This window comes from Streptomyces sp. G45 (assembly GCF_049542095.1).
Taxonomy (GTDB): domain Bacteria; phylum Actinomycetota; class Actinomycetes; order Streptomycetales; family Streptomycetaceae; genus Streptomyces.
Genome location: NZ_JBMUZU010000001.1, coordinates 478,408 through 498,239, shown reverse-complemented (window position 1 = coordinate 498,239; position 19,832 = coordinate 478,408). Strand labels below are relative to the sequence as shown.

7 protein-coding genes are annotated in these 19,832 nt (G+C 74.7%); 5 read left to right on the top strand and 2 right to left on the bottom strand.

What is annotated here, in order from left to right:
• Window positions 1-129: 129 nt before the first annotated feature.
• Complete coding sequence (locus tag ACOBQU_RS02145; RefSeq protein WP_423624069.1) at window positions 130-801, bottom strand: TetR/AcrR family transcriptional regulator; 672 nt, start codon at window positions 799-801, stop codon at window positions 130-132.
• A gap of 229 nt (window positions 802-1,030) precedes the next feature.
• Between ACOBQU_RS02145 and ACOBQU_RS02140 the strand changes: the two genes are divergently transcribed.
• The gene (locus tag ACOBQU_RS02140) at window positions 1,031-1,714 is read left to right on the top strand and encodes a hypothetical protein (RefSeq protein WP_423624067.1); all 684 of its coding nucleotides are present in this window, start codon (window positions 1,031-1,033) and stop codon (window positions 1,712-1,714) included.
• A 52-nt stretch (window positions 1,715-1,766) separates the two neighbouring features.
• On the opposite strand, the gene ACOBQU_RS02135 is transcribed toward ACOBQU_RS02140, so the two are convergent.
• Window positions 1,767-3,068 carry a serine hydrolase domain-containing protein gene (locus ACOBQU_RS02135; RefSeq protein WP_423624065.1) on the bottom strand — a complete coding sequence of 434 codons (1,302 nt, stop codon included), beginning with the start codon at window positions 3,066-3,068 and terminating at the stop codon, window positions 1,767-1,769.
• Window positions 3,069-3,139: 71 nt separating this feature from the next.
• Here ACOBQU_RS02135 and ACOBQU_RS02130 point away from each other — a divergent pair, with 71 nt between their 5' ends.
• From ACOBQU_RS02130 to ACOBQU_RS02115, 4 genes are all read left to right on the top strand, one after another.
• On the top strand, window positions 3,140-3,775 hold the full coding sequence (locus tag ACOBQU_RS02130) for a TetR/AcrR family transcriptional regulator (protein WP_423624064.1): 636 nt from the start codon (window positions 3,140-3,142) through the stop codon (window positions 3,773-3,775).
• A 564-nt stretch (window positions 3,776-4,339) separates the two neighbouring features.
• A complete protein-coding gene (locus tag ACOBQU_RS02125) occupies window positions 4,340-12,697 on the top strand; it encodes an amino acid adenylation domain-containing protein (protein ID WP_423624062.1) in 8,358 nt (2,785 codons plus the stop codon).
• Window positions 12,694-16,350 carry an amino acid adenylation domain-containing protein gene (locus ACOBQU_RS02120; protein ID WP_423624060.1) on the top strand — a complete coding sequence of 1,219 codons (3,657 nt, stop codon included), beginning with the start codon at window positions 12,694-12,696 and terminating at the stop codon, window positions 16,348-16,350. Before ACOBQU_RS02125 ends, ACOBQU_RS02120 begins: the two co-directional genes overlap by 4 nt.
• On the top strand, window positions 16,248-19,763 hold the full coding sequence (locus ACOBQU_RS02115; RefSeq protein WP_423634202.1) for an amino acid adenylation domain-containing protein: 3,516 nt from the start codon (window positions 16,248-16,250) through the stop codon (window positions 19,761-19,763). Before ACOBQU_RS02120 ends, ACOBQU_RS02115 begins: the two co-directional genes overlap by 103 nt.
• Window positions 19,764-19,832: the final 69 nt, after the last annotated feature.

The window sequence follows — 19,832 nt, the reverse complement described above, 5'->3', positions numbered from 1 at the left end:
ACGCGCGCGTCCCCGCGCCGGTTTCGTAGGGGAACCGGCTTCGTGCGGGAACCTGCCTTCGTACGGGGGTCAGCCCGCCGGAGGCTTGCGCGCCATCGCGGCCGCTGCCGGGGCGGGCGGCGCGCGTTCCTAACGCTTGGGCGCGGCGGCGGAGTCGGGCTCCTCGGCCGCCGCCAGCAGGTCCGCGAAGGACAGGCCCTCGGCCGGGTGGTCCGCCGTGGTGGGGGCGTGGTGCGCGGCGCGGGCGTCCAGGCCGTCCAGGGCCAGGTCCAGGTCGCGGTGGAGGAGTACGCCGTCGGGGTCGAGGCGGGCGAGCGGGCCCGTGAGCGGTCGGACGAGGCGGACGGACAGCAGGACGAGGTCGCCCAGGCCGATGCCGTCGCGCAGGGCGCCCTGTCCGCGCGCGGCCCGCACCAGTTCCTCGGCGGCGGCTGCCGTCTCGGCGCGTACGCGGACGAGCGAGGCGCTGGGCGTGAGCTGTTCCAGCAGCACGATGACGACCGCCCCCATGCGCATCCTCGCCGCCTCATGCAGGAAGGAGCGCAGGGCGGCGAACGCGTCGCCGCTCCGCTCCGCCTCCGCGAGGGCCGCGCGCGCGACCTCGCCGAGCCGGGTCAGCAGGTCTTCGGCGAGGTCGCGCACGAGCGCCTGCCGGTCGGGGTAGCGCCGGTAGAGGGTGGCGGGGCCGATTCCGGCCCGGCGCACGATCAGGTCCAGCGGTGCGTCGGCGCCGCGCTCGAGGAAGACGTCGCGGGCCGCGTCGAGGATCTTGCGCCTGCTGCGCGCCGCGTCGGCTCTCATCTCGGCATCCCCTTCGTCGCCGCCCGTGCGGGGGGCGTCCGTGCGCGACCGGTGGCCGCCGGGCCACTGCACCCCCGTATTCGGAGGAAATCTCTCCTGTTAGAGTACGCCACGAAAGCGGAGAGAATCTCTCCTTGTCGGTTCCGCGCGACGCCCGGCGTCACGGCTGGGCGGGTGCGAACCGACCAGAGCCCGTCATCAACCGGCACGAGCGGAAGCGGAGTACGGCATGCGGAGCACCCTGAGGGCCCAGACGTTCATCGACGGAACCGCCTACGGAGAGCGCGACGTGCGCCAGTGGGAGCTGGAGCGCTCCCGCGCGGCACTGGCCCTGCTCAAGCGGCGCGTCGGCGACGACCGGATGCGTGAGCTGCTGGCCGCCGAGACCCGGGCCGGGGACGAGGTCATGCGCGCGGCCGCCCGCGACGGGCGCGGCGCGTGGTGCACCGCGGTCACGGAGCTGGACGTCGAGGGGCTGGGCGCGGCCGAGTTCCTCGCCTGGTGGCAGGGGCGCCTGGCCGCCCCCGACCGCGCCGCCCTGCTCGCGGCCAACCCCGAGCACTATGTCGCCGCGTCCGACCCGGCGACCGGCGTCGTCGAGATCGTCGAGACCGTGGGGGACGGCCCGCTGCGGTTCTTCCTCACCTTCCATGACGGCGTCCCCATCGCGGGGGAGGGGCACGACACCTACCCGGTGCGCGTCGGCGGCACCGGCCGTCTCGCGGACGGCACCGAGGTCTGCCGGGTCATGCACGAGTTCAAGGACACCCCGAAGGGCCTGCACATCCGTCTGACCGTCCAGTTCCCCGAAGGCGCCCCGGCGCACATCCCCACCGGCCACCAGTGGCACTTCGCCTGCGAGTTCCTCAACTGGGCCGAGGCGGCCAAGCGGGCGACGGAGTCCGCCGCCTGACGGAACGTCACCCGCCCGGTGGCGTTCTGCCCGCCGCGTGGGTGACGTGCCATCAGGAAACGCGCAGGGAGGCGGACGTCCGCTGCCGCTCGCGGTCGCCGTCGGACCGCCGCGGGCCGGTGCAGTAGCCCTTCTCGAAGGCGGTCCAGAAGTCCCTGTCGACACTGTCGTCGGTGAGGGAGTTCCAGTTGGTGTGGGCGACGAGCTGGTGGTGCCCGTCACGGGTGTTGAGGACGTAGGACAGGTACCCGGGCGCGGCCCCGCCGTGGCCGTACGCGGTGCCGCACTCCGTGCGGTAGACGTAGACGCCCAGGCCGTAGCCCACGGCGGGCGGCGCGCTGCCCTGGGTGGGGACGGTGTCGTCGAGCATCCGGCGCAGCAGCGCGGGAGGCAGCAGCCGCCCCCGCAGCAGCGCCCGGTAGAAGCGGCTGACGTCGGCCGCGGTGGTCACCAGCGCCCCCGACGCCCCCGCCTCGGACGGGCTGAACGCCGTGACGTCGTACCGGCTCGCGCCCGGCACGTCCGGCAGCAGGCGCGACACGTCCGCGTAGCCGCGCACGTGGGCGCCGTCGATCGCGGTGCTCGCCAGCGGGTACGAGGTGTCCCGCAGCCGCAGCGGCCGAAGGACGCGCCGTTCGAGGTTGGTGCGCAGGTCGCGGTCGGTGATCCGCTCGACGATCAGGTCGAGCAGCAGATAGTTGGTGTTGGAGTAGCGGAACCGGGTTCCGGGCGTCGGGAAGTACCGCTCCCCGGCGAGGCCGATGCCGGTCAACTGCTCACGCGGCCAGTACTGGTCGAGGCGGCGGAAGTGGGGGAGCAGCCCGTCGAGGTAGTCGTACAGGCCGCTGGTGTGGTTGAGCAGCTGCCGTACGGTGATGGGCTTGCCCGACAGCGCGTTGCCGGGGCGCACCTGGTCGGGCAGCAGGCGCTGCACGGTGTCGTCGAGCCGCAGCCGGTGCTCGGCCACGAGCTGGAGGACGACCGTCGCGGTGAACGTCTTGGTGACGCTCCCGGAGCGGAACTTCAGATCCGTCCTCATCGGCGCCCCCGCGGCCCGGTCCGCGAGCCCGGCCGCGCCGAAGCGGGTGCGCGGGCCGTCGCGGGCGACGAGGAAGGCCCCCGGGTTGGGGTTCGGGTCGGCCACCACCTTCTCGGCCAGGGCCTGGAGCGCCGGATCGCGGGTTCCGGGGGCGCCGCCGTCCGCCGGGGCGTTCCCGGCCGGTCCGGCGTCGGCCGTGCTCGGCGGCAGCGGGAGGGCGAGGGCGAGAGCAAGGGCCAAGGCGAGGGCCAACGGCAGGGCTAAGGGCAGGGCTAAGGGCAGGCGGGGCAGGCGAGTTGAACGTCGAAGAGTCATCCGGGCTCCTTTCGGACGCGGTCGGGGAAGCAATATAGCCATACGGTTATCACGCGCGGTACCGTCTCCGCGTGCCGAGAGTCGCCGACCACGAGGCCCGCCAGGGGCAGATCACCGACGCCGTCCAACGCCTGATCGTGCGGGACGGCCTCGCCGCCGTGACCGTCGCGCGCACCGCCGCCGAAGCGGGCGTGTCCGTGGGCCTGGTGCAGCACTACTTCACGGCGAAGGACGAGATGCTGCTGGCCACGTTCACCCACGTCAACGGCCAGTTCGCCGCGCGCGTGGACGCGTTGGTGAACCAGGGCGAGGCCGAGGGGCGCACCATCGCCGCCATGCTGCGGCAGGCCCTCGCCGAGCTGGTCCCGCTGGACGCGTCCCGCCGCTCCGAGTTCCTGGTCCGCCGCGCCTTCGCCGACCAGGCCGCGCACAACGCCCGCCTCGCCGAGGTGCAGAGGGCGACCCTCGCGGGCATCCGCTCCCGCGTCGCCCGGGCCATCGGCAACGGCACGGAGTGCGGCGAGGTCGACCGCGGCGTGGACGCCGCCGAACAGGCCCTGCGGATCGTCGCGTTCACGGAAGGGCTCGCCCTGCATACGCACATCGACCCCGACGGCACCCCGGAACCGACGGTCCTCGCCGCCCTCGACGAGCAGATCGGGCGCGTCTTCCGTGGCACGTGCCGCCGCGCGGAGCGACGCCGCTAGCAGGAGCGAATCCTGAGGCGGCGCTCTTCGGGGGCCGAGCACCCCGGGGTCACCGCACCCTTCCGGCAGTCCGGGAGGCGGCCTTTGGGGACCGATGCGCGCAGTGCCGCCGAAGTGCGGCCAACTCCGCCAAGCGGACAATGCGGTGCGGAGCGCGGGCTGCGCTGTCATGTCAACGGGACGCCGTGCCTGGCGGGTCGCCGCGCCGTGACGGCGTCGGAAATGCCGGACTGGCACACCCGTGACCTGCGGTTTTCCGCGCCACCGCCGGACTGTCCGAGCATCGGCCGTCAAGGATTCGTATTGATGGAATCGCGGTCTTGCCTGATCGTTTACTCGGCGGTCGCTTACCGGGCGGTCGCCGCATGGCGATGACATTCCCCGGGGAGTGATCACACGCCAGTGCGGGTGAGGAAGCCGGTGCCGGTGCGGTGGCACGGCGTCCCGGGGCCGCTCTGGCAGGAGGTGCGAGCGGAAGCTGCCTTTCCTTTCGCGCATGGACGGTGGGCGAGCGGATCCCGCGCGGGTCCGTTCCGGTATGCGAGGAAACAGGAGCGGACCCAGATGGTGCTTTTGTCTTCGGTGCGGCGCGGCGTGCGGTTCGCGGAGCGCCACGAGGTCGCGACACCGGACCAGGAGGGCGTGCTCGTCCTGCGCCTGAAGGGCCAACTCGACGCGGACGCCCTGGCGTTGGCGGCCCGGGACGTCACCGGCGGCGAAGGCGCCGGCGGTGCCCGGGTGGACCGGCGCGGGACCGACGAGTACGTGGTGAGCCTCCCCGTGCCGCGCGGCGACGACGGCGACCGCGGTGGCGCGGCTCCGGCGGCCGCGCTCGTCCGGGACCTGGAGGCGGCGTACACGGCGCGTCGGCACGGCCGCACCCCCGGGGACGAGGCGGCGGCGACTCCCGGCACGGCCGACTCGGCGGAGTTCGCCCTCGATGGTGAACTCCTCGACGCCATAGAGGAATTGGCGACCGAGTACGGCACCACGTCCCTCCGCGTCCTGGAGGCGGCCTTCGCGACGTTCCTCCGCCAGCAAGGCCCGGGCGACGGTCTGACCCTGGGGCTCCCCATCGCCGCGACCGCCAGCGCCACCGACGACCCCACACGCCCCGGCGGCGCCCCGGCGAGCCGCGTATGGCACATCAGCGACTCCTCGGCCCTGCCGGTCGACCGCTGGCAGGACGCCCCCACGTTCGCCGCCCTGCTCCGACACCTGGGGGACCAGCACGCGGGCGAACAGGCCGCCCCGGCACTGCCGTTCACCCCGCACCGCACCCTGGACGGGCGCTCTCACCCCACGACGACCGGCGTGCTCGCGTCCGCCGATCAGCGCGCCGAAGCGGGACGGCAGACGACGGAGGCGCTGGCGGAGCGGTTCGTGCGCCTCGTACGCCAGGCCGTGGCCGAGCCCGGCCTGCCGCTCGGGGCGCTCGGCGCGCCTCTGGTGCCCATGGGGGAGTCCGAGAGGGAGGCGTGGGAGCGGCGCCACGCGGACCTCGCGGCGGGCGTCACGGATGTGTGGCCGCTGACGCCCCTCCAGTCGGGGCTGGTCTTCCACGCCCTGCTGGACGACCCCGCCAGGGACGTCTACCGCATGCAGTTCGTGCTTTACCTGCGGGGCCCGGTGGAGGCCGAGCGGATGCGCGCCGCAGGCCAGGCGCTGCTGGACCGGTACGCGAACCTGCGCGTGGCGTTCGTGCCGGGCACCGACGGCGACCTGGTGCAGGCCGTCGTGGCGGGAGTGCGACTGCCGTGGCGCGCGGTGGACTTGACGGCTGACGCGACGGAGCCGGAGGCTATGGCCCCGCCCACCTTCGAGGCGCTGCTGGCGGAGGAGTTCGGCAGGCCCTTCGACACCGGCACCCCGCCCCTGCTGCGCATGGCCCTGGCACGGACGGCCGAGGAGCGGTACGAACTGGTCCTGACGGCTCACCAAGCGCTGTTCGACGGGCCGTCACTGCCGCTTCTCGTACGAGAGCTGCGACGCCTGTACGTGGAGGGCGTCGACGGCGGCGATCCGTCCGCGGCACCCGGCCACGCGGGGACCCCCGAGTACCGTGACTTCCTGGTGTGGCTGACCGCGCAGGACCGGGACGCCGCTGCCCAGGCGTGGGCCCAGGAGCTGGCGGGGGTGGCGGAACCGACGCTGCTCGCTCCCGTCGCGGCGGCCCTCGTCCCCGAAGACACGGCCCTTGTCCCTGCGGAGCCGGTTCCGGCCTCCACGGACACGGCCCCTGCCTCCGCACACACGACCCCTGCCTCCACACACACGGCACACCCGGCACACACGGCCCCTGATCCCGAAGGCACGGCCCCCCAGCCCCACGGCTTCGGCGAGGTCGCCGTGCCCCTGACCGAGGAGACCGCGGACGCCCTGACGCGGCGCGCGGACGCCCTCGACGTCACCCCGGACACCGTCGTGCAGGCCGCCTGGGCGCTGCTGCTCGGCGCCCTGACCGGTCGGCAGGACGTCGTCTTCGGAGTGACCGTGCCCGGGCGGCCGGGTGAGGTGGCGGGCGCCGACACGATGGCCGGGCTGTTCGTCAACACGCTTCCCGCGCGGGTGCGCCTCGCGCCCGCCGACACCGTCGCGGACGTCCTGCGCGGCATGCGCCAGCAGCAGGCGCTGCACGGCCTCCCGTGCGGCCTCGCCGACATCCACCGGGCCACGGGCACCGGCGAGTTGTTCGACACGCTGGTGACGTCCGGGAACCACACGGTGGAGCCCGGCGACCCGCACGGACGCGGCTTCTCCGTCACCGGCGTCCGCCCGTTCGTCGGCACCCACTACCCGCTCACGGTGACCGTCGCCACCGCCCCGCACCTCCGCGTCACGCTCCAGTACCGGCCGCACCTCGTCGGCCGCGCCGCCGCCCACGACATCGCGGAACGGCTCGCGCACCTCCTCCAGCAGATCGCCGCCGACCCCGGCACCACCGTGGCCCGCCTCGACCTGCTCACGCCCGCCGAGCGCGCGTCCCTGCCGGACGGCCCCGAGGCCACGGCCCCGGTCACGCACGGCGCCCCCACGCCGTACGGACACCAGGACACCGTCCAGCCCGTCGAACCGGACACCTTCCCCGGCCTCTTCGAGCGGCGGGCCGCCCTGGCGCCCGACGCCGTCACGCTCGAATGCGGCGACGCGGCGCTGACGAACGCGGAGGTCGACGCCCGCGCCAACCGGCTCGCGCGCGAACTGCTGCGGCGCGGCGTGTCGCCGCAGACAGCGGTGGCCGTGTCCCTCGGCCGCTCGCCCGACCTGGTCGTGACGATGCTCGCCGTGATGAAGGCGGGAGGCGTCTACCTGCCGGTGGACGCGTCCCACCCCGCCGACCGGCTCGGCTATGTGCTGGCCGACTCCGGAGCCCGGCTGCTCGTGGCGGACGCCACCGCCGCCGCACGGCTGCCCGACCTGGCCGTGCCCGTGCTGCGCCTCGACGACCCGGACGTCACCGCCGCGCTCACTGGACACGGCGACGGCCCGCTCACCGACGCCGAGCGCGGCGGCCCGCTGCGCGTCGCCCACCTTGCGTACGTCATGTACACCTCGGGGTCGACCGGGCGGCCCAAGGGCGTGGCCGTCACCCACTCCGGTGTCGCCGCGCTCGTCGCGACCCAGCTGAGGCGCCTCGACCTGACCGCCGACAGCCGCGTCCTCCAGTTCGCGTCGCCGAGCTTCGACGCCTCGGTGCACGAGCTGTGCATGGGCCTGTTCACCGACGCCACCCTCATCCTCGCCCCGCAGGAGGACCTGACGCCGGGCGCCCCCCTCACCGGGACGATCACCGAGCGGCGGGTCACGCACGCCTTCGTGCCGCCCGCCGTGCTCGCCACGCTGCCCGTCGGCTCGCTGCCCACCGTGACCCACCTGGTGGTCGGCGGCGACGCGGCGGGCCCCGACCTGGTGACCGCCTGGGCGCCGGGGCGCGCGATGGTCAACGCCTACGGCCCCACCGAGGCCACGGTGTTCGTGACGTTCAGCGACCCGCTGGCCGCCGACGGCCGCACCCCGCCCATCGGCCGCCCCGTCGTCCACACCCGCCTGCACGTCCTCGACGACGCGCTGCGCCCCGTGCCCACGGGAGTGCCCGGCGACCTGTACCTGGCGGGCGACTCGCTGGCGCGCGGCTACCTGGGCCGTCCCGGCCTGACCGCCGAACGCTTCGTCGCCTGCCCCCACGGGGAGCCCGGCAGCCGCATGTACCGCACCGGCGATGTCGTCACTCGGCGCCACGACGGGCAGCTCGTCTTCCACGGGCGGGCCGACGACCAGGTCAAGATCCGTGGCCACCGCGTCGAACTCGGCGAGGTGCAGGCCGCGTTGAGCGAGCACCCGGACGTGGCCCGGGCCGTCGCCGTGAGCGACGAGCGCGACGGCGACCGCCGCCTCATCGGCTATGTGGTGCCCGAGCCGGGTACCACCGCGCCCTCCTCCCGCGAGCTGCGCGCGTTCGTCGCCGAGCGGCTGCCCGCCCCCATGGTGCCGTCCCTCGTCGTCCCCCTCACCGCGATACCGCTGAACGCCAACGGCAAGGTCGACCGGCGCGCGCTGCCCGTGCCCGACCGCACCGGGACGGGCACGGGACGGGCCCCGCGCACCGCGCGCGAGGAGACCCTGTGCGCCCTGTTCGCCGAGGTCCTCGGCGTCGACAGCGTCGGCGTCGACGACGGCTTCCTCGACCTGGGCGGCCACTCCCTGCTCGTCACGCGCCTGGTGAACCGGATCCGCGCGGTCCTGGGCGTCGACGTGCCGATCGGGGCGGTGTTCGAGGCGCCGACGGTGGCGGGTCTCGCCGAGTACGTCGCCACCCGGTCCGCTCCGGCGCGTCCGGCGCTGCGGCGTGTGGGGGTGCGGCCGGGGCGGGTGCCGTTGTCGTTCGCTCAGCAGCGGTTGTGGTTCTTGTACGGGTATGAGGGTCCTTCGGCGACGTACAACCTGGTGTACACGCTGGAGTTGGGCGGCCGGTTGGAGGTGTCCGCGCTGGCGGCGGCGGTGCGGGATGTCGTGGTGCGGCACGAGAGTCTGCGCACGCTGTATGTGGCCGATGGCCGGGGTGTCGCGGCGCAGGTCGTCGTGGCGGGGGGTGAGGTCGGGCTGGAGGTGCCGGTGCGGGAGGTGGCGCCGGACGCGGTGGCGGCCGCTGTCGCGGAGGAGGCCGCGTACCGGTTCGACCTGTCAGCCGAGCTGCCCGTACGCGCCCGGCTGTTGCGCCGGGGGCCCGAGGACCACGTCCTGGTGCTGCTGATCCACCACATCGCGGCGGACGGCGAGTCGATGCGCCCGCTGGCCCGCGACCTGACCGCCGCCTACACCGCCCGCCTCGACGGCGAGCCACCGCAGTGGGGCGAACTCCCCGTCCAGTACGCCGACTACACGCTCTGGCAACGCCACCTGCTCGGCGACGAGAACGACCCGGAAAGCCTGAGCGCCACGCAACTCGACTACTGGCGCGAGGAGTTGCGCGACGTGCGGCAGCCGCTGCCGCTGCCCCTGGACCGGCCCCGGCCGCCCGTGGCCAGCTACCAGGGCGACACCGTTCCCTTCACCCTTGACGCCGACGTCGTCGCGGCCGTCGAGGAGGTCGCGCGGGCGCAGGGCGCCACCGTCCCCATGGTCCTGCAGTCCGCCCTCACGGTGCTGCTCCACCTCTTGAGCGGCGCCGACGACCTGACCGTGGGCGCGCCGATCGCCGGTCGGCGCGACGAGGAACTGCGGGACCTGGTGGGGTTCTTCGTGAACACCTGGGTGCTGCGGGCGGACCTGTCGGGCGATCCGTCGTTCGAGGAGGTGGTGCGGCAGGTGCGGGACAAGGCCGTGGCCGCCTACGACCACCAGGACGTGCCCTTCGAGCGGCTGGTCGAGGAGCTGAACCCGGAGCGGTCCACGGCCTGCCACCCGTTGTTCCAGGTGATGTTCGGCTGGCACGCAACGGACCGTCAGGTCTTCGACGCGCCGGGGCTGCGGTCGGTGTTCCGCCTGGTGGCGACGCAGACCGCGAAGTTCGACCTCGCGTTCACGCTGGCCGACACCCCCGAAGGGGTCGTGGGCGGTGTCGAGTACGCCACCGACCTGTTCGACCGGACCACCGCCGAGGCCCTGGCCCGGCGCTACGTACGGCTCGTACGGAACCTGACGGCGGCCCCGCGGACGCGGCTCGCCACCGTCGACGTACTGGAACCCGGCGAGCGGCACCGGCTGCTGCACACCTTCAACGACACCGATGTCACCACACCGGACCTGACGCTGCCCGCCCTCTTCGAAGAGCGGACCGCCGCCGCGCCGGACGCCATCGCGGTCATCCACGGCGCGGACACCGTGACGTACGCGGAGCTGAACGCGCGCGCCAACCGTGTCGCCCGCGTGCTGCTGCGGCACGGCGTGGGCCCCGACACCCTCGTGGCGGTCGCGCTGCCGCACTCCACGGACCTCGTCGTCGCGCTGCTCGGCGTCCTGAAGGCCGGTGCGGGCTATGTGCCCATCGACCCCCGCTATCCCAGCGCCCGGGTGGGCTTCGTCCTGGCGGACGCCGACCCGGCCCTGCTGGTGACGGACACGGCGACGCGCGGCGCGCTGCCCGAGCACGGCCTCAACGAGGTGCTGCTCGACGGCCTGGACCTGGGCACCGGGGACGACTCCGACCTCGACGACACCGACCGCCTGGCTCCACTGTCGCCGCTGCACCTGGCGTATGTGATGCACACCTCCGGGTCCACGGGGACGCCGAAGGGCGTGGGGGTGACACACCGTGGCGTGGTGCGGTTCGCGCTCGACCGGCGCTTCGCGGGGGGCAGTCACGAGCGGGTGCTGATGCACTCCACGCAGGCCTTCGACGCGTCGACGTACGAGGTGTGGGTGCCGCTGCTGCGCGGCGGCACGATCGTCGTCGCCCCGTCGGGACCCCTCGCCCCCGCGGACCTGGCGGCGGTGCTCGCCGACTACGGGGTCACCGGGCTGGTGATGACGGCGGGCCTGTTCCGCATGGTCGCGGACGAGCGCCCTGAGGTGTTCCGGGGTGTCCGCGAGGTGTGGGCGGGCGGAGACGTCGTCCCGTCGGGTGCCGTGCGGCGGGTGCTGGCCGCTTGTCCGGGTGTGACTGTCGTCAACGCGTATGGGCCGACGGAGGCGACGGTGGCGGTGGCGGCGCATCCGGTGCGGGAGGCGGGTGAGGTCGGTGCGGTGGTGCCGGTCGGGGGGCCGTTGGGCGGGGTGCGGCTGTTTGTGCTGGATGGGGTGTTGCGGCCGGTGCCGGTGGGGGTGGCCGGGGAGTTGTATGTGGCCGGGGACCGGCTGGCGCGGGGGTATGTGGGGCGTGCGGGGCTGAGTGCGGAGCGGTTCGTGGCCTGTCCGTTCGGGGGAGCGGGCGAGCGGATGTACCGCACGGGGGATGTGGTGGCCTGGTCGGGGGATGGGGGGCTGGTCTTTCAGGGGCGGGTGGATGAGCAGGTGAAGATCCGGGGGTTTCGGATCGAGCCGGGTGAGGTGGAGGCGGTCCTGACCGGGCATCCGGGGGTGGCGCAGGCGGTGGTGGTGGCGCGGGAGGGGGTGGGGGGCAGGCGGTTGGTGGCGTATGTGGTGCGGGTGGGTGAGGGCGGTATCGCGGGGGGCGGGGACATCGACTTCCATGTGGGGGTCTCGGCTGGGGAGTTGCGGCGGTTCGTGGCGGAGCGGTTGCCGGAGTTCATGGTCCCGGCGGCGTTTGTGCTGGTGGACGCGTTGCCGTTGACGGCGCAGGGGAAGGTGGACCGGGCCGCCCTGCCGGAGCCGGAAACCGTCGGCGGGGTGTATCGGGCGCCCCGGTCCCCGCAGGAGCGGATCCTCACGGACGTGTACGCCGAGGTGCTGGGCGTGGACCAAGTCGGCGTCGACGAGGACTTCTTCGCCGTGGGCGGGGACAGCATCCGCTCGCTACAGGTGGTCTCGCGGGCCCGGGGGCGGGGGGTGGAAGTCAGCGCCCGGCAGGTCTTCCAGTACCGGACGGTGGCGGAGCTGGCCCGGCACGCGAGCACCGGGCAGCGCGAGGGAGCAGGCACCCCGGCCCTGGACGAACTCGACGGCGGTGGCGTGGGCACGCTGCCGCTGCCGCCCGTCGCACGCTTCGTACGCGAACGCGGCGGTGACATCGCCCACTTCGCCATGGCCGTCGTCGTCGACCTGCCCGAGGGCATCGACCGGGCCGGACTCCTGGCCACCCTGGACGCGGTCGTCGACCACCACGACGTCCTCCGCGCACGACTGACACCCGACAGCAGTGACCTGCTCGTCGCGCCCCCGGGCTCGGTGGACACGGCCGGGCTGCTGCACCGGGTGGACTGCGGGCCGGACTTCGCCCGGGACGGCGGCCCGTGGGGTGACGCATGGCAGCGAGTGGTGGTGGCCGAGAGGGCCGCCGCGACAGCCCTGCTCGACCCGGCGGCCGGGGTGATGGCCCGCTTCGTCTGGTTCGACCCGGGCCCGGCCGGGGGCGCCGGACGGCTCCTGATCGTGCTGCACCACCTGGTGGTCGACGGCGTGTCCTGGCGCGTCCTGCTCCCCGACCTCGCGGCGGCCTGGAGCGCCCTCAGCACGGGCCGCACCCCTGTCCTGCCCGAGGTCGGCACCTCCTACCGGCGCTGGACCCACGCCCTGACCACCGAAGCCCACAGGCAGCACAGAACAGCCGAACTGCCCCGGTGGCTCGCCATCGTGGACGGGCCGGACCCGGCGCTCGGCGCCCGCCGCTTCGACCCTGCGGTGGACGTGCGTGCCACCGTGGACACCGTGCGCCTCCGGCTGTCCCCGTCGGTCACCGAGGCCCTTCTGACGGCCCTGCCCGCCGCCTTCCGCTGCGGCGTCCACGACGGGCTCCTCACCGGCCTCGCCCTCGCCGTCGCCCGCTGGCGCCAGGCCCACGGCCGTGAGGCGCCCCGCTCCTCGTGAGCCTCGAAGGCCACGGGCGCGCGGAAGCGGCGATACCGGGAGCCGACCTGTCGCGTACGGTCGGCTGGTTCACCAGCCTCTACCCGGTACGCCTGGACGTGTCCGGCTGCGTACTCGACGAGGCCTTCGACGGCGGCCCGGCAGCGGGCAGCGCGGTCAAGGCCGTCAAGGAACAACTCCTCTCCGTGCCCGACGACGGCATCGGCTACGGCCTGCTGCGCGAACTCAACCCGCACACCGCCCCCGCCCTGCGCGCCCACCCCACCGGCCAGATCGGCTTCAACTACCTGGGCCGCTTCTCCCCCACCGACATGCCTGAAGAGCAGCGCGGACTCGGCTTCACGCAGGTCGCCGACCTCGGCGAACCGACCGGGGAGGCCGCCGACGACATGCCCGCGCTCACCGCGCTCCAGATCAACTCGATGGTCGTCGACAGCGCGCACGGGCCGTGCCTGGACGCCGAGTTCGAGTTCGCCACCGGTGCCGTCTCCCGCGACCACGTGCGGGAGATCGCGGACCTGTGGGCCGCCGCGCTTGACGGCCTCGCCCGCCACGCCACCGCCCCCGACGCGGGCGGGCTCACCCCCTCCGACGTGCCGCTGGTCCCGGTTGGCCAGCGCGACATCGACACTTGGGAGCGCCGCTACCTGGGCCTTACCGAGATCTGGCCGCTGACCCCGCTCCAGTCCGGCCTGCTCTTTCACACCCTCTACGCCGACGCCGGACACGACGCCTACCTCGTCCAGTTCACCCTGCACCTGCACGGCCCCGTCGCAGCCGCACGCATGCGGGCCGCCGCCCAAGCGCTCCTCGACCGGCACGCGAGCCTGCGGGCAGCCTTCGTCGCCGCCGACGACGGACGCTTCGTACAGGTCGTGACGGACGGAGTCCACCTGCCGTGGCGCGAAGCCGACCTCACCGAGGCGGCGGAGTCGGCGGACGCGGCCTTCGAGGCCTTCCTCACCGAGGACCTGCGCGACCAGTTCGACGTGACCGTGCCGCCCCTGCTGCGCATGGCCCTCCTCAAGCGTGCCCCCGAGCGCTTCGAACTGGTCGTGACCGCCCACCACCTGCTGTTCGACGGCTGGTCGCTGCCGATCCTCGTCCAGGACCTGCTACGGCTGTACGGGGCCCAGGGCGACGCCGCCGCACTCCCGGAGGCGCCCCGGTACCGGGACTTCCTGACCTGGCTGGCCGGGCAGGACCAGGAAGCGGCGGCCCAGGCATGGGCCAAGGAACTGGCGGGCGTCACCGAGCCCACACTGCTCGCCCCCGCGCTGGCCGCGACCGACGCCGACCCCGAAGCCGAGGGCTTCGGCCAGGCCGACGTGGACGTCTCCGCGGACCTGTCCCGCGCCCTCACCGCGCGGGCCGCCGAGGCGGGCGTCACCGTGAACACCCTGGTGCAGGCCGCCTGGGCGTTGCTCATCGGCGGACTGACGGGCCGGGACGACGTGGTGTTCGGCGCCACGGTGTCCGGCCGCCCGGCCGCCGTGCCGGGCGCCGACGCGATGGCGGGCACATTCATCAACACCCTGCCGGTGCGGGTGCGGTGCGGGCCCGGCGACACCCTCGCCCAGGTCCTCACCGCCCTCCAGGACCGCCAGGCGGCAATGCTCGACCACCACCACTACGGCCTCACCGAGATTCACCGGGCCACCGGCACCAGCGTGCTCTTCGACACGCTCGTCGCCTTCGAGTCGTACCCGGTCGACCGGACCGGCTTCGGCGAGGCGAACGCGGCGGCGGGCATCGAGGTCACCGGCATCCGCGCGCTGACCGGCACGCACTACCCGCTGACCCTCGTGGCCTCCGCCGACCCCCAGCTGCGCCTGACGCTCCAGCACCAGCGGACCGCGCTCGGCGCCACCACGGTCCGGAGCCTCGCGGACCGCTTCCAGAGCGTCCTCACCCAACTCGCCGCCAGCACCGAGACGTTGGTGAGCGCGGTCCAGGCCCTGACCCCCGAGGAGCGGGACCGGGCGCTGTACGCGCGCAACGCCACCGACACGGCCGTGCCGGACGCGACGGTACCGGCGCTGTTCGCGCGGCAGGCCGCACGGACACCGGACGCGCCCGCCGTGGTGTGCGGCGGCACCACTCACACGTACGCCGACCTCGACGCCCGCAGCGACCGCCTCGCAAGGGCCCTCGCCGGGCACGGCGTGGGCCCGGAGACCCTGGTGGCCCTCGCGCTGCCGCGCACCGCCGACCTGGTCGTGGGCGTCCTCGGCATCCTGAAGGCGGGCGGCGCGTACCTGCCGATCGACCCGAGCCACCCGGGCGCCCGCCTCGGCCACGTCCTGGCCGACGCCGCGCCCCGCCTGCTGCTCACCGACACCCCGACCCTCCGCGAGCTGCCGGACACGGCCACCCCGGCGCTCCTCGTCGACGAGGCCGACACCGCCGACGCCTGGGGCCGCGACGCCACCCCGGTCGCGCCGGGCCCGCAGCACCTGGCGTACGTGATCTACACCTCGGGCTCCACCGGGCGCCCCAAGGGCGTGGCCGTCACCCACGCCAACGTCGTCAACGGCCTGGACAGCCTGGTCCGGCGCGTCGGACTCGCCCCGGGGCGGCGGATGTTGAGCAGCACCTCCGTCAGCTTCGACGTCGCCGCCTTCGAACTGTTCGCCACGCTCACCACCGGCGGGTGCGTCGAGATCGTGCGCGACGTCCTGGCCCTGGCCGAACGCGACGACTGGGCCGTGGACATCATCAGCTCGGTGCCGTCCGCGTTCGCCGAACTCGTCGACGGGCTCGGCGACCGCGCCCGCCCCACCACCCTGGTCTTCGCCGGTGAGGCCCTGCCCGCGGACCTCGTGACCCGCGCCCGCGCGGCCCTGCCGGGCGTGCGGGTCGTCAACGCCTACGGCCAGACCGAGTCGTTCTACGCGACGACGCACACGGCGGACGAGGAGCCGCCGGACGGCTCCGGCAGCGCCCCCATCGGCACCCCGCTGGGCAACATGCGCGCCTACGTCCTCGGCCCCGCCCTGGCCCCGCTCGCCGACGGCGCCGTCGGCGAGCTGTACGTGGCGGGCGCCGTCAGCCGCGGCTACCACGGCCGCCCGGACCTGACCGCCGAGCGCTACGTGCCGGACCCCTTCGGCCCGCCCGGAGCGCGCATGTACCGCACCGGCGACCTGGCCCGCTGGAACACCCGCGGCGAACTGGAGTACCGGGGGCGCGCCGACGACCAGGTGAAGATCCGCGGATACCGCGTCGAACCCGGCGAGGTCCACGCCGCCCTCACCGCCCACCCGCGGATCGCCCAGGCCGCCGTCGTGGCCCAAGGCCCCGCCGCGGCCCGTCGGCTGACCGCGTACGTCGTCCCCGCCGACGGGTCCGGCGAGGCCGCGCCCGACCTCGCCGAGCTGCGGGCCTTCGTCGCCGGGCGGCTGCCCGCGTACATGGTCCCGTCGGCCTTCGTCCCCCTCGACCGGCTGCCGCTGTCCCCCACGGCAAGCTCGACCAGCAGGCCCTCCCCAGCCCCGACACCCTCGCCACCACCGCGTACCGGGCGCCGCGCACCCCCCGGGAAGAGGCGCTGTGCCAGCTCTTCGCCGAGGTCCTGGGCGTCGACGGCGTCGGCGTCGACGACGGCTTCTTCGACCTGGGCGGACACTCGCTGCTCGCCACCCGCCTGGTGAACCGGGTGCGCGCGGTGCTCGGCGTGGACCTGCCGATCGCGGCGGTCTTCGAGGCACCCACCGTGGCGGGCCTCGCCGAACGCACCGCCACGCAGCGGCGGACGGCGCGCCCGGCACTGCGCCGGGCCGAGCCGCGGCCCGAGCGGACACCGCTGTCCTACGCCCAGCAGCGCCTGAAGTTCCTCGACGAACTGGAGCCGCTGCCGACGTACCACCTGCCGCTCGTGACCCGGCTGCGCGGCGACCTGGACGTGGCCGCGCTGGCCTCGGCGGTACGGGACGTCGTGGTGCGGCACGAGAGCCTGCGCACTCTGTTCGTCACCGACGAGCAAGGCGCCACGGCCCAGGTCGTCGTACCGGAGCAGGACGTCGTCGTCGACGTCCCCGTGGACGACGTCGCCTCCGACGCCGTGACCGCCACGGTGTCCCAGGAGGTCAGCCGCCGCTTCGACCTGACGGCGGACCTCCCGGTGCGGGCCCGCCTGCTGCGCTGCGGCCCCGACGAACACGTCCTGCTGCTCCTGCTGCACCACATCGCCGCCGACGGCGAATCCCTCGCGCCCCTGACCCGCGACCTCGCCACCGCCTACGCCGCGCGGCGCCGCGGCGCCCCGCCGCGCTGGCGCGAACTGCCCGTGCGGTACACCGACTACACGCTCTGGCAGCGCCGCCTGCTCGGCGACGAGAACGACCCCGAGAGCCTGCTCGCCACCCATCTGGCGTACTGGCGCCGGGAGTTGGACGGCGTGCCGCAGCCGCTGCGGCTGCCGCTGGACCGGCCGCGCCCGCCCGTGGCCAGCCACCGCGGCGACCTCGTCGGCTTCACCCTCGACGCCGACACGCTGACCGCCGTCGAGGACCTGGCCCGCGCCCAGGGCGCCACCGTGCCGATGGTGCTCCAGTCCGCGCTCGCGGTGCTGCTGCACCTCATGGGCTGCGGCGACGACCTGCCCATCGGCTCGCCCGTCGCCGCGCGCACCGACGACGCCCTCACGGACGTGGTGGGCTTCTTCGTCAACACCTGGGTGCTGCGGGCCGACCTGTCGGCGAACCCGACCTTCGACGCCCTGGTCCGGCAGGTGCGGGACAAGGCCGTGAACGCCTACGACCGCCAGGACCTGCCCTTCGAGCGGCTCGTCGAAGCGCTCAACCCCGAGCGGTCCACCGCCCACCACCCGCTGTTCCAGGTGGCGTTCTTCTGGCAGAAGGCCCTCGCCGACCTCGAACTGGACGGAGTGCGGGCCACCACGGAACCGGTCACCACCAGCACCGCCAAGTTCGACCTGCTCTTCCAGGTCGAGGAGGCCGCCCCCGAGCGGCGGCGCGCCGGACACGGGCTCACCGGGCTCGTCGAGTACGCCACCGACCTGTTCGACCGCGCCACCGTCGAAGCCCTCGCCGACCGGTTCGCCCGCCTCGTGGGGGAGCTGGCACGGCACCCGCGGGCGCGGCTGCACGCCGTGGACGCGCTGACGCCCGCCGAGCGCGACCTGCTGCGCGACGCCAACGACACCGCCGCCCCCACCCCGCACACGACGGTCCCCGCCCTCTTCGAGCGGCGCACCGCCCAGGCACCGGACGCCGTCGCGCTGGTGCGGGGCGCCGACACCCTCACCTACCGGGAGCTGAACGCCCGCGCCAACCGGCTGGCCCGCGCCCTGGCGCGGCGCGGCGTGGGGCGCGAGTCACCCGTCGCCGTGGCCGTGCCCCGGTCGCCGGAGTACCTGGTCACGGTCCTGGCCGTGCTGAAGGCCGGGGGCCTGTACGTGCCGCTGGCCCCCGAGGACCCGGCGCGGCGCCTGGAGGCGATGCTGCGCGACGCCCGCCCGGCGCTCCTCGTGACGACCTCCGGCGTCACGGCCGACGTGCCCGACACCGGCTGCCCGCGCCTCGTCCTGGACGACCCGGCCACCGCCGCCGCCGTCGCCGCGGAACCGGCCGACAACCCGCCCGACGACGGACGGCCGGACCGGCTCGCGTACGTCATCTACACCTCCGGCTCCACCGGGGTGCCCAAGGGCACCGGGGTCAGCCACCGGGCCGTCGTCGACCTGGTGGCGGACCGCGGCTGGGCGGGCGGCGCCCACGAACGGGTGCTGCTGCACGGGGCGACCACGTTCGACGTGGCGGGCTACGAGATGTGGGTGCCTCTGCTCGGCGGCGGCACCGTCGTGCTGGCCCCCCAGGGGAAGCTCGACGTCGACACCTACGCCACGCTCGTCGCGGAGCACCGGGTCACCGCGGTGTGCATGACCGCCGGTCTCTTCAACGTGGTCGCCGCGGAGCGCCCCGAGACCTTCACCGGTGTGCGCGAGGCGATGACCTGCGGAGAGGCGGCGTCCCCCGAGGCGGTGGCCCGCGTCCTGCGGGCCTGCCCGGGAACCACCGTCGTCAACGGGTACGGGCCCACCGAGGCGACGGTGTTCGCCGCCTGCCACCGGATCGCCGACGCCGAGCGGGTCGGCGCGGCGGTGCCCATCGGGCGGCCGATGGACAACACCCGGGCCTACGTCCTCGACGACCTGCTGCGGCCCGTGCCACCGGGCGTCGAGGGCGAGCTGTACCTCGCGGGCACGGGCCTGGCCCGCGGCTACGACCGGCGGCCCGCCACCACCGCGGAGCGGTTCGTGGCCTGCCCGTCCGGCCCGCCCGGCGCCCGCATGTACCGGACCGGGGACGTCGTGTCCTGGACGGCGGACGGAGAGCTGGTGTTCAAGGCGCGCGCCGACGAACAGGTGAAGGTCCGCGGCTTCCGGGTCGAACCCGGCGAGGTCGAGGCGGCCCTGACGGCGCATCCGGGCGTGGACCGGGCGGCCGTGGTCGCCCGCGAGGCCCCCGGAAGCGCCGGTGGACGGCAGCTGGTGGCCTACGTGGTCCCGGCGGCGGCCAACGAAGACGTGGCGGACGGCCAGGCCGCGGGCTCCGGCGGTGACACCCGCGCCGTGGGCTCCCCGGCGGGCGGCGGCGCGGCCCCCACCCCCGCCGAGCTGCGCGCCCACCTGGCGCGGCGTGTGCCCCCGTACATGCTCCCCGCCGCCTTCGTCACCCTCGACGCCTTCCCCCTCACCGCTCACGGCAAGGTGGACCGCCGCGCCCTGCCGTCCCCGGCGCCCGGCCCGGACGCCGACGGCGGGGCCGCGCCGACGCGGCCGCGCACGGACACCGAGCGCGCGGTCGCCGCGATCTGGGCCGAACTGCTCGGCCGGGACGACGTCGGCGTGGACGAGAAGTTCTTCGAAGCGGGCGGCACCTCCCTGTCCCTGCTCACGCTGAGCCGCCGCCTGGCCGCGCTCGGCCAGCGCCAAGTGCCCCTGAACGCCCTGTTCGAGCACACCACGGTCGAGGCGATGGCCCGCCTCGTCGACGACCGGCCCGATGGCGCGACCACCGACGAGAAGGAGTACGAGCTATGACGCACCCGAGCCACCGAGGCCGGGACGCCGCGGCGGCCACCGGGGCGGCCCGCGCCGACCGGGACCGCC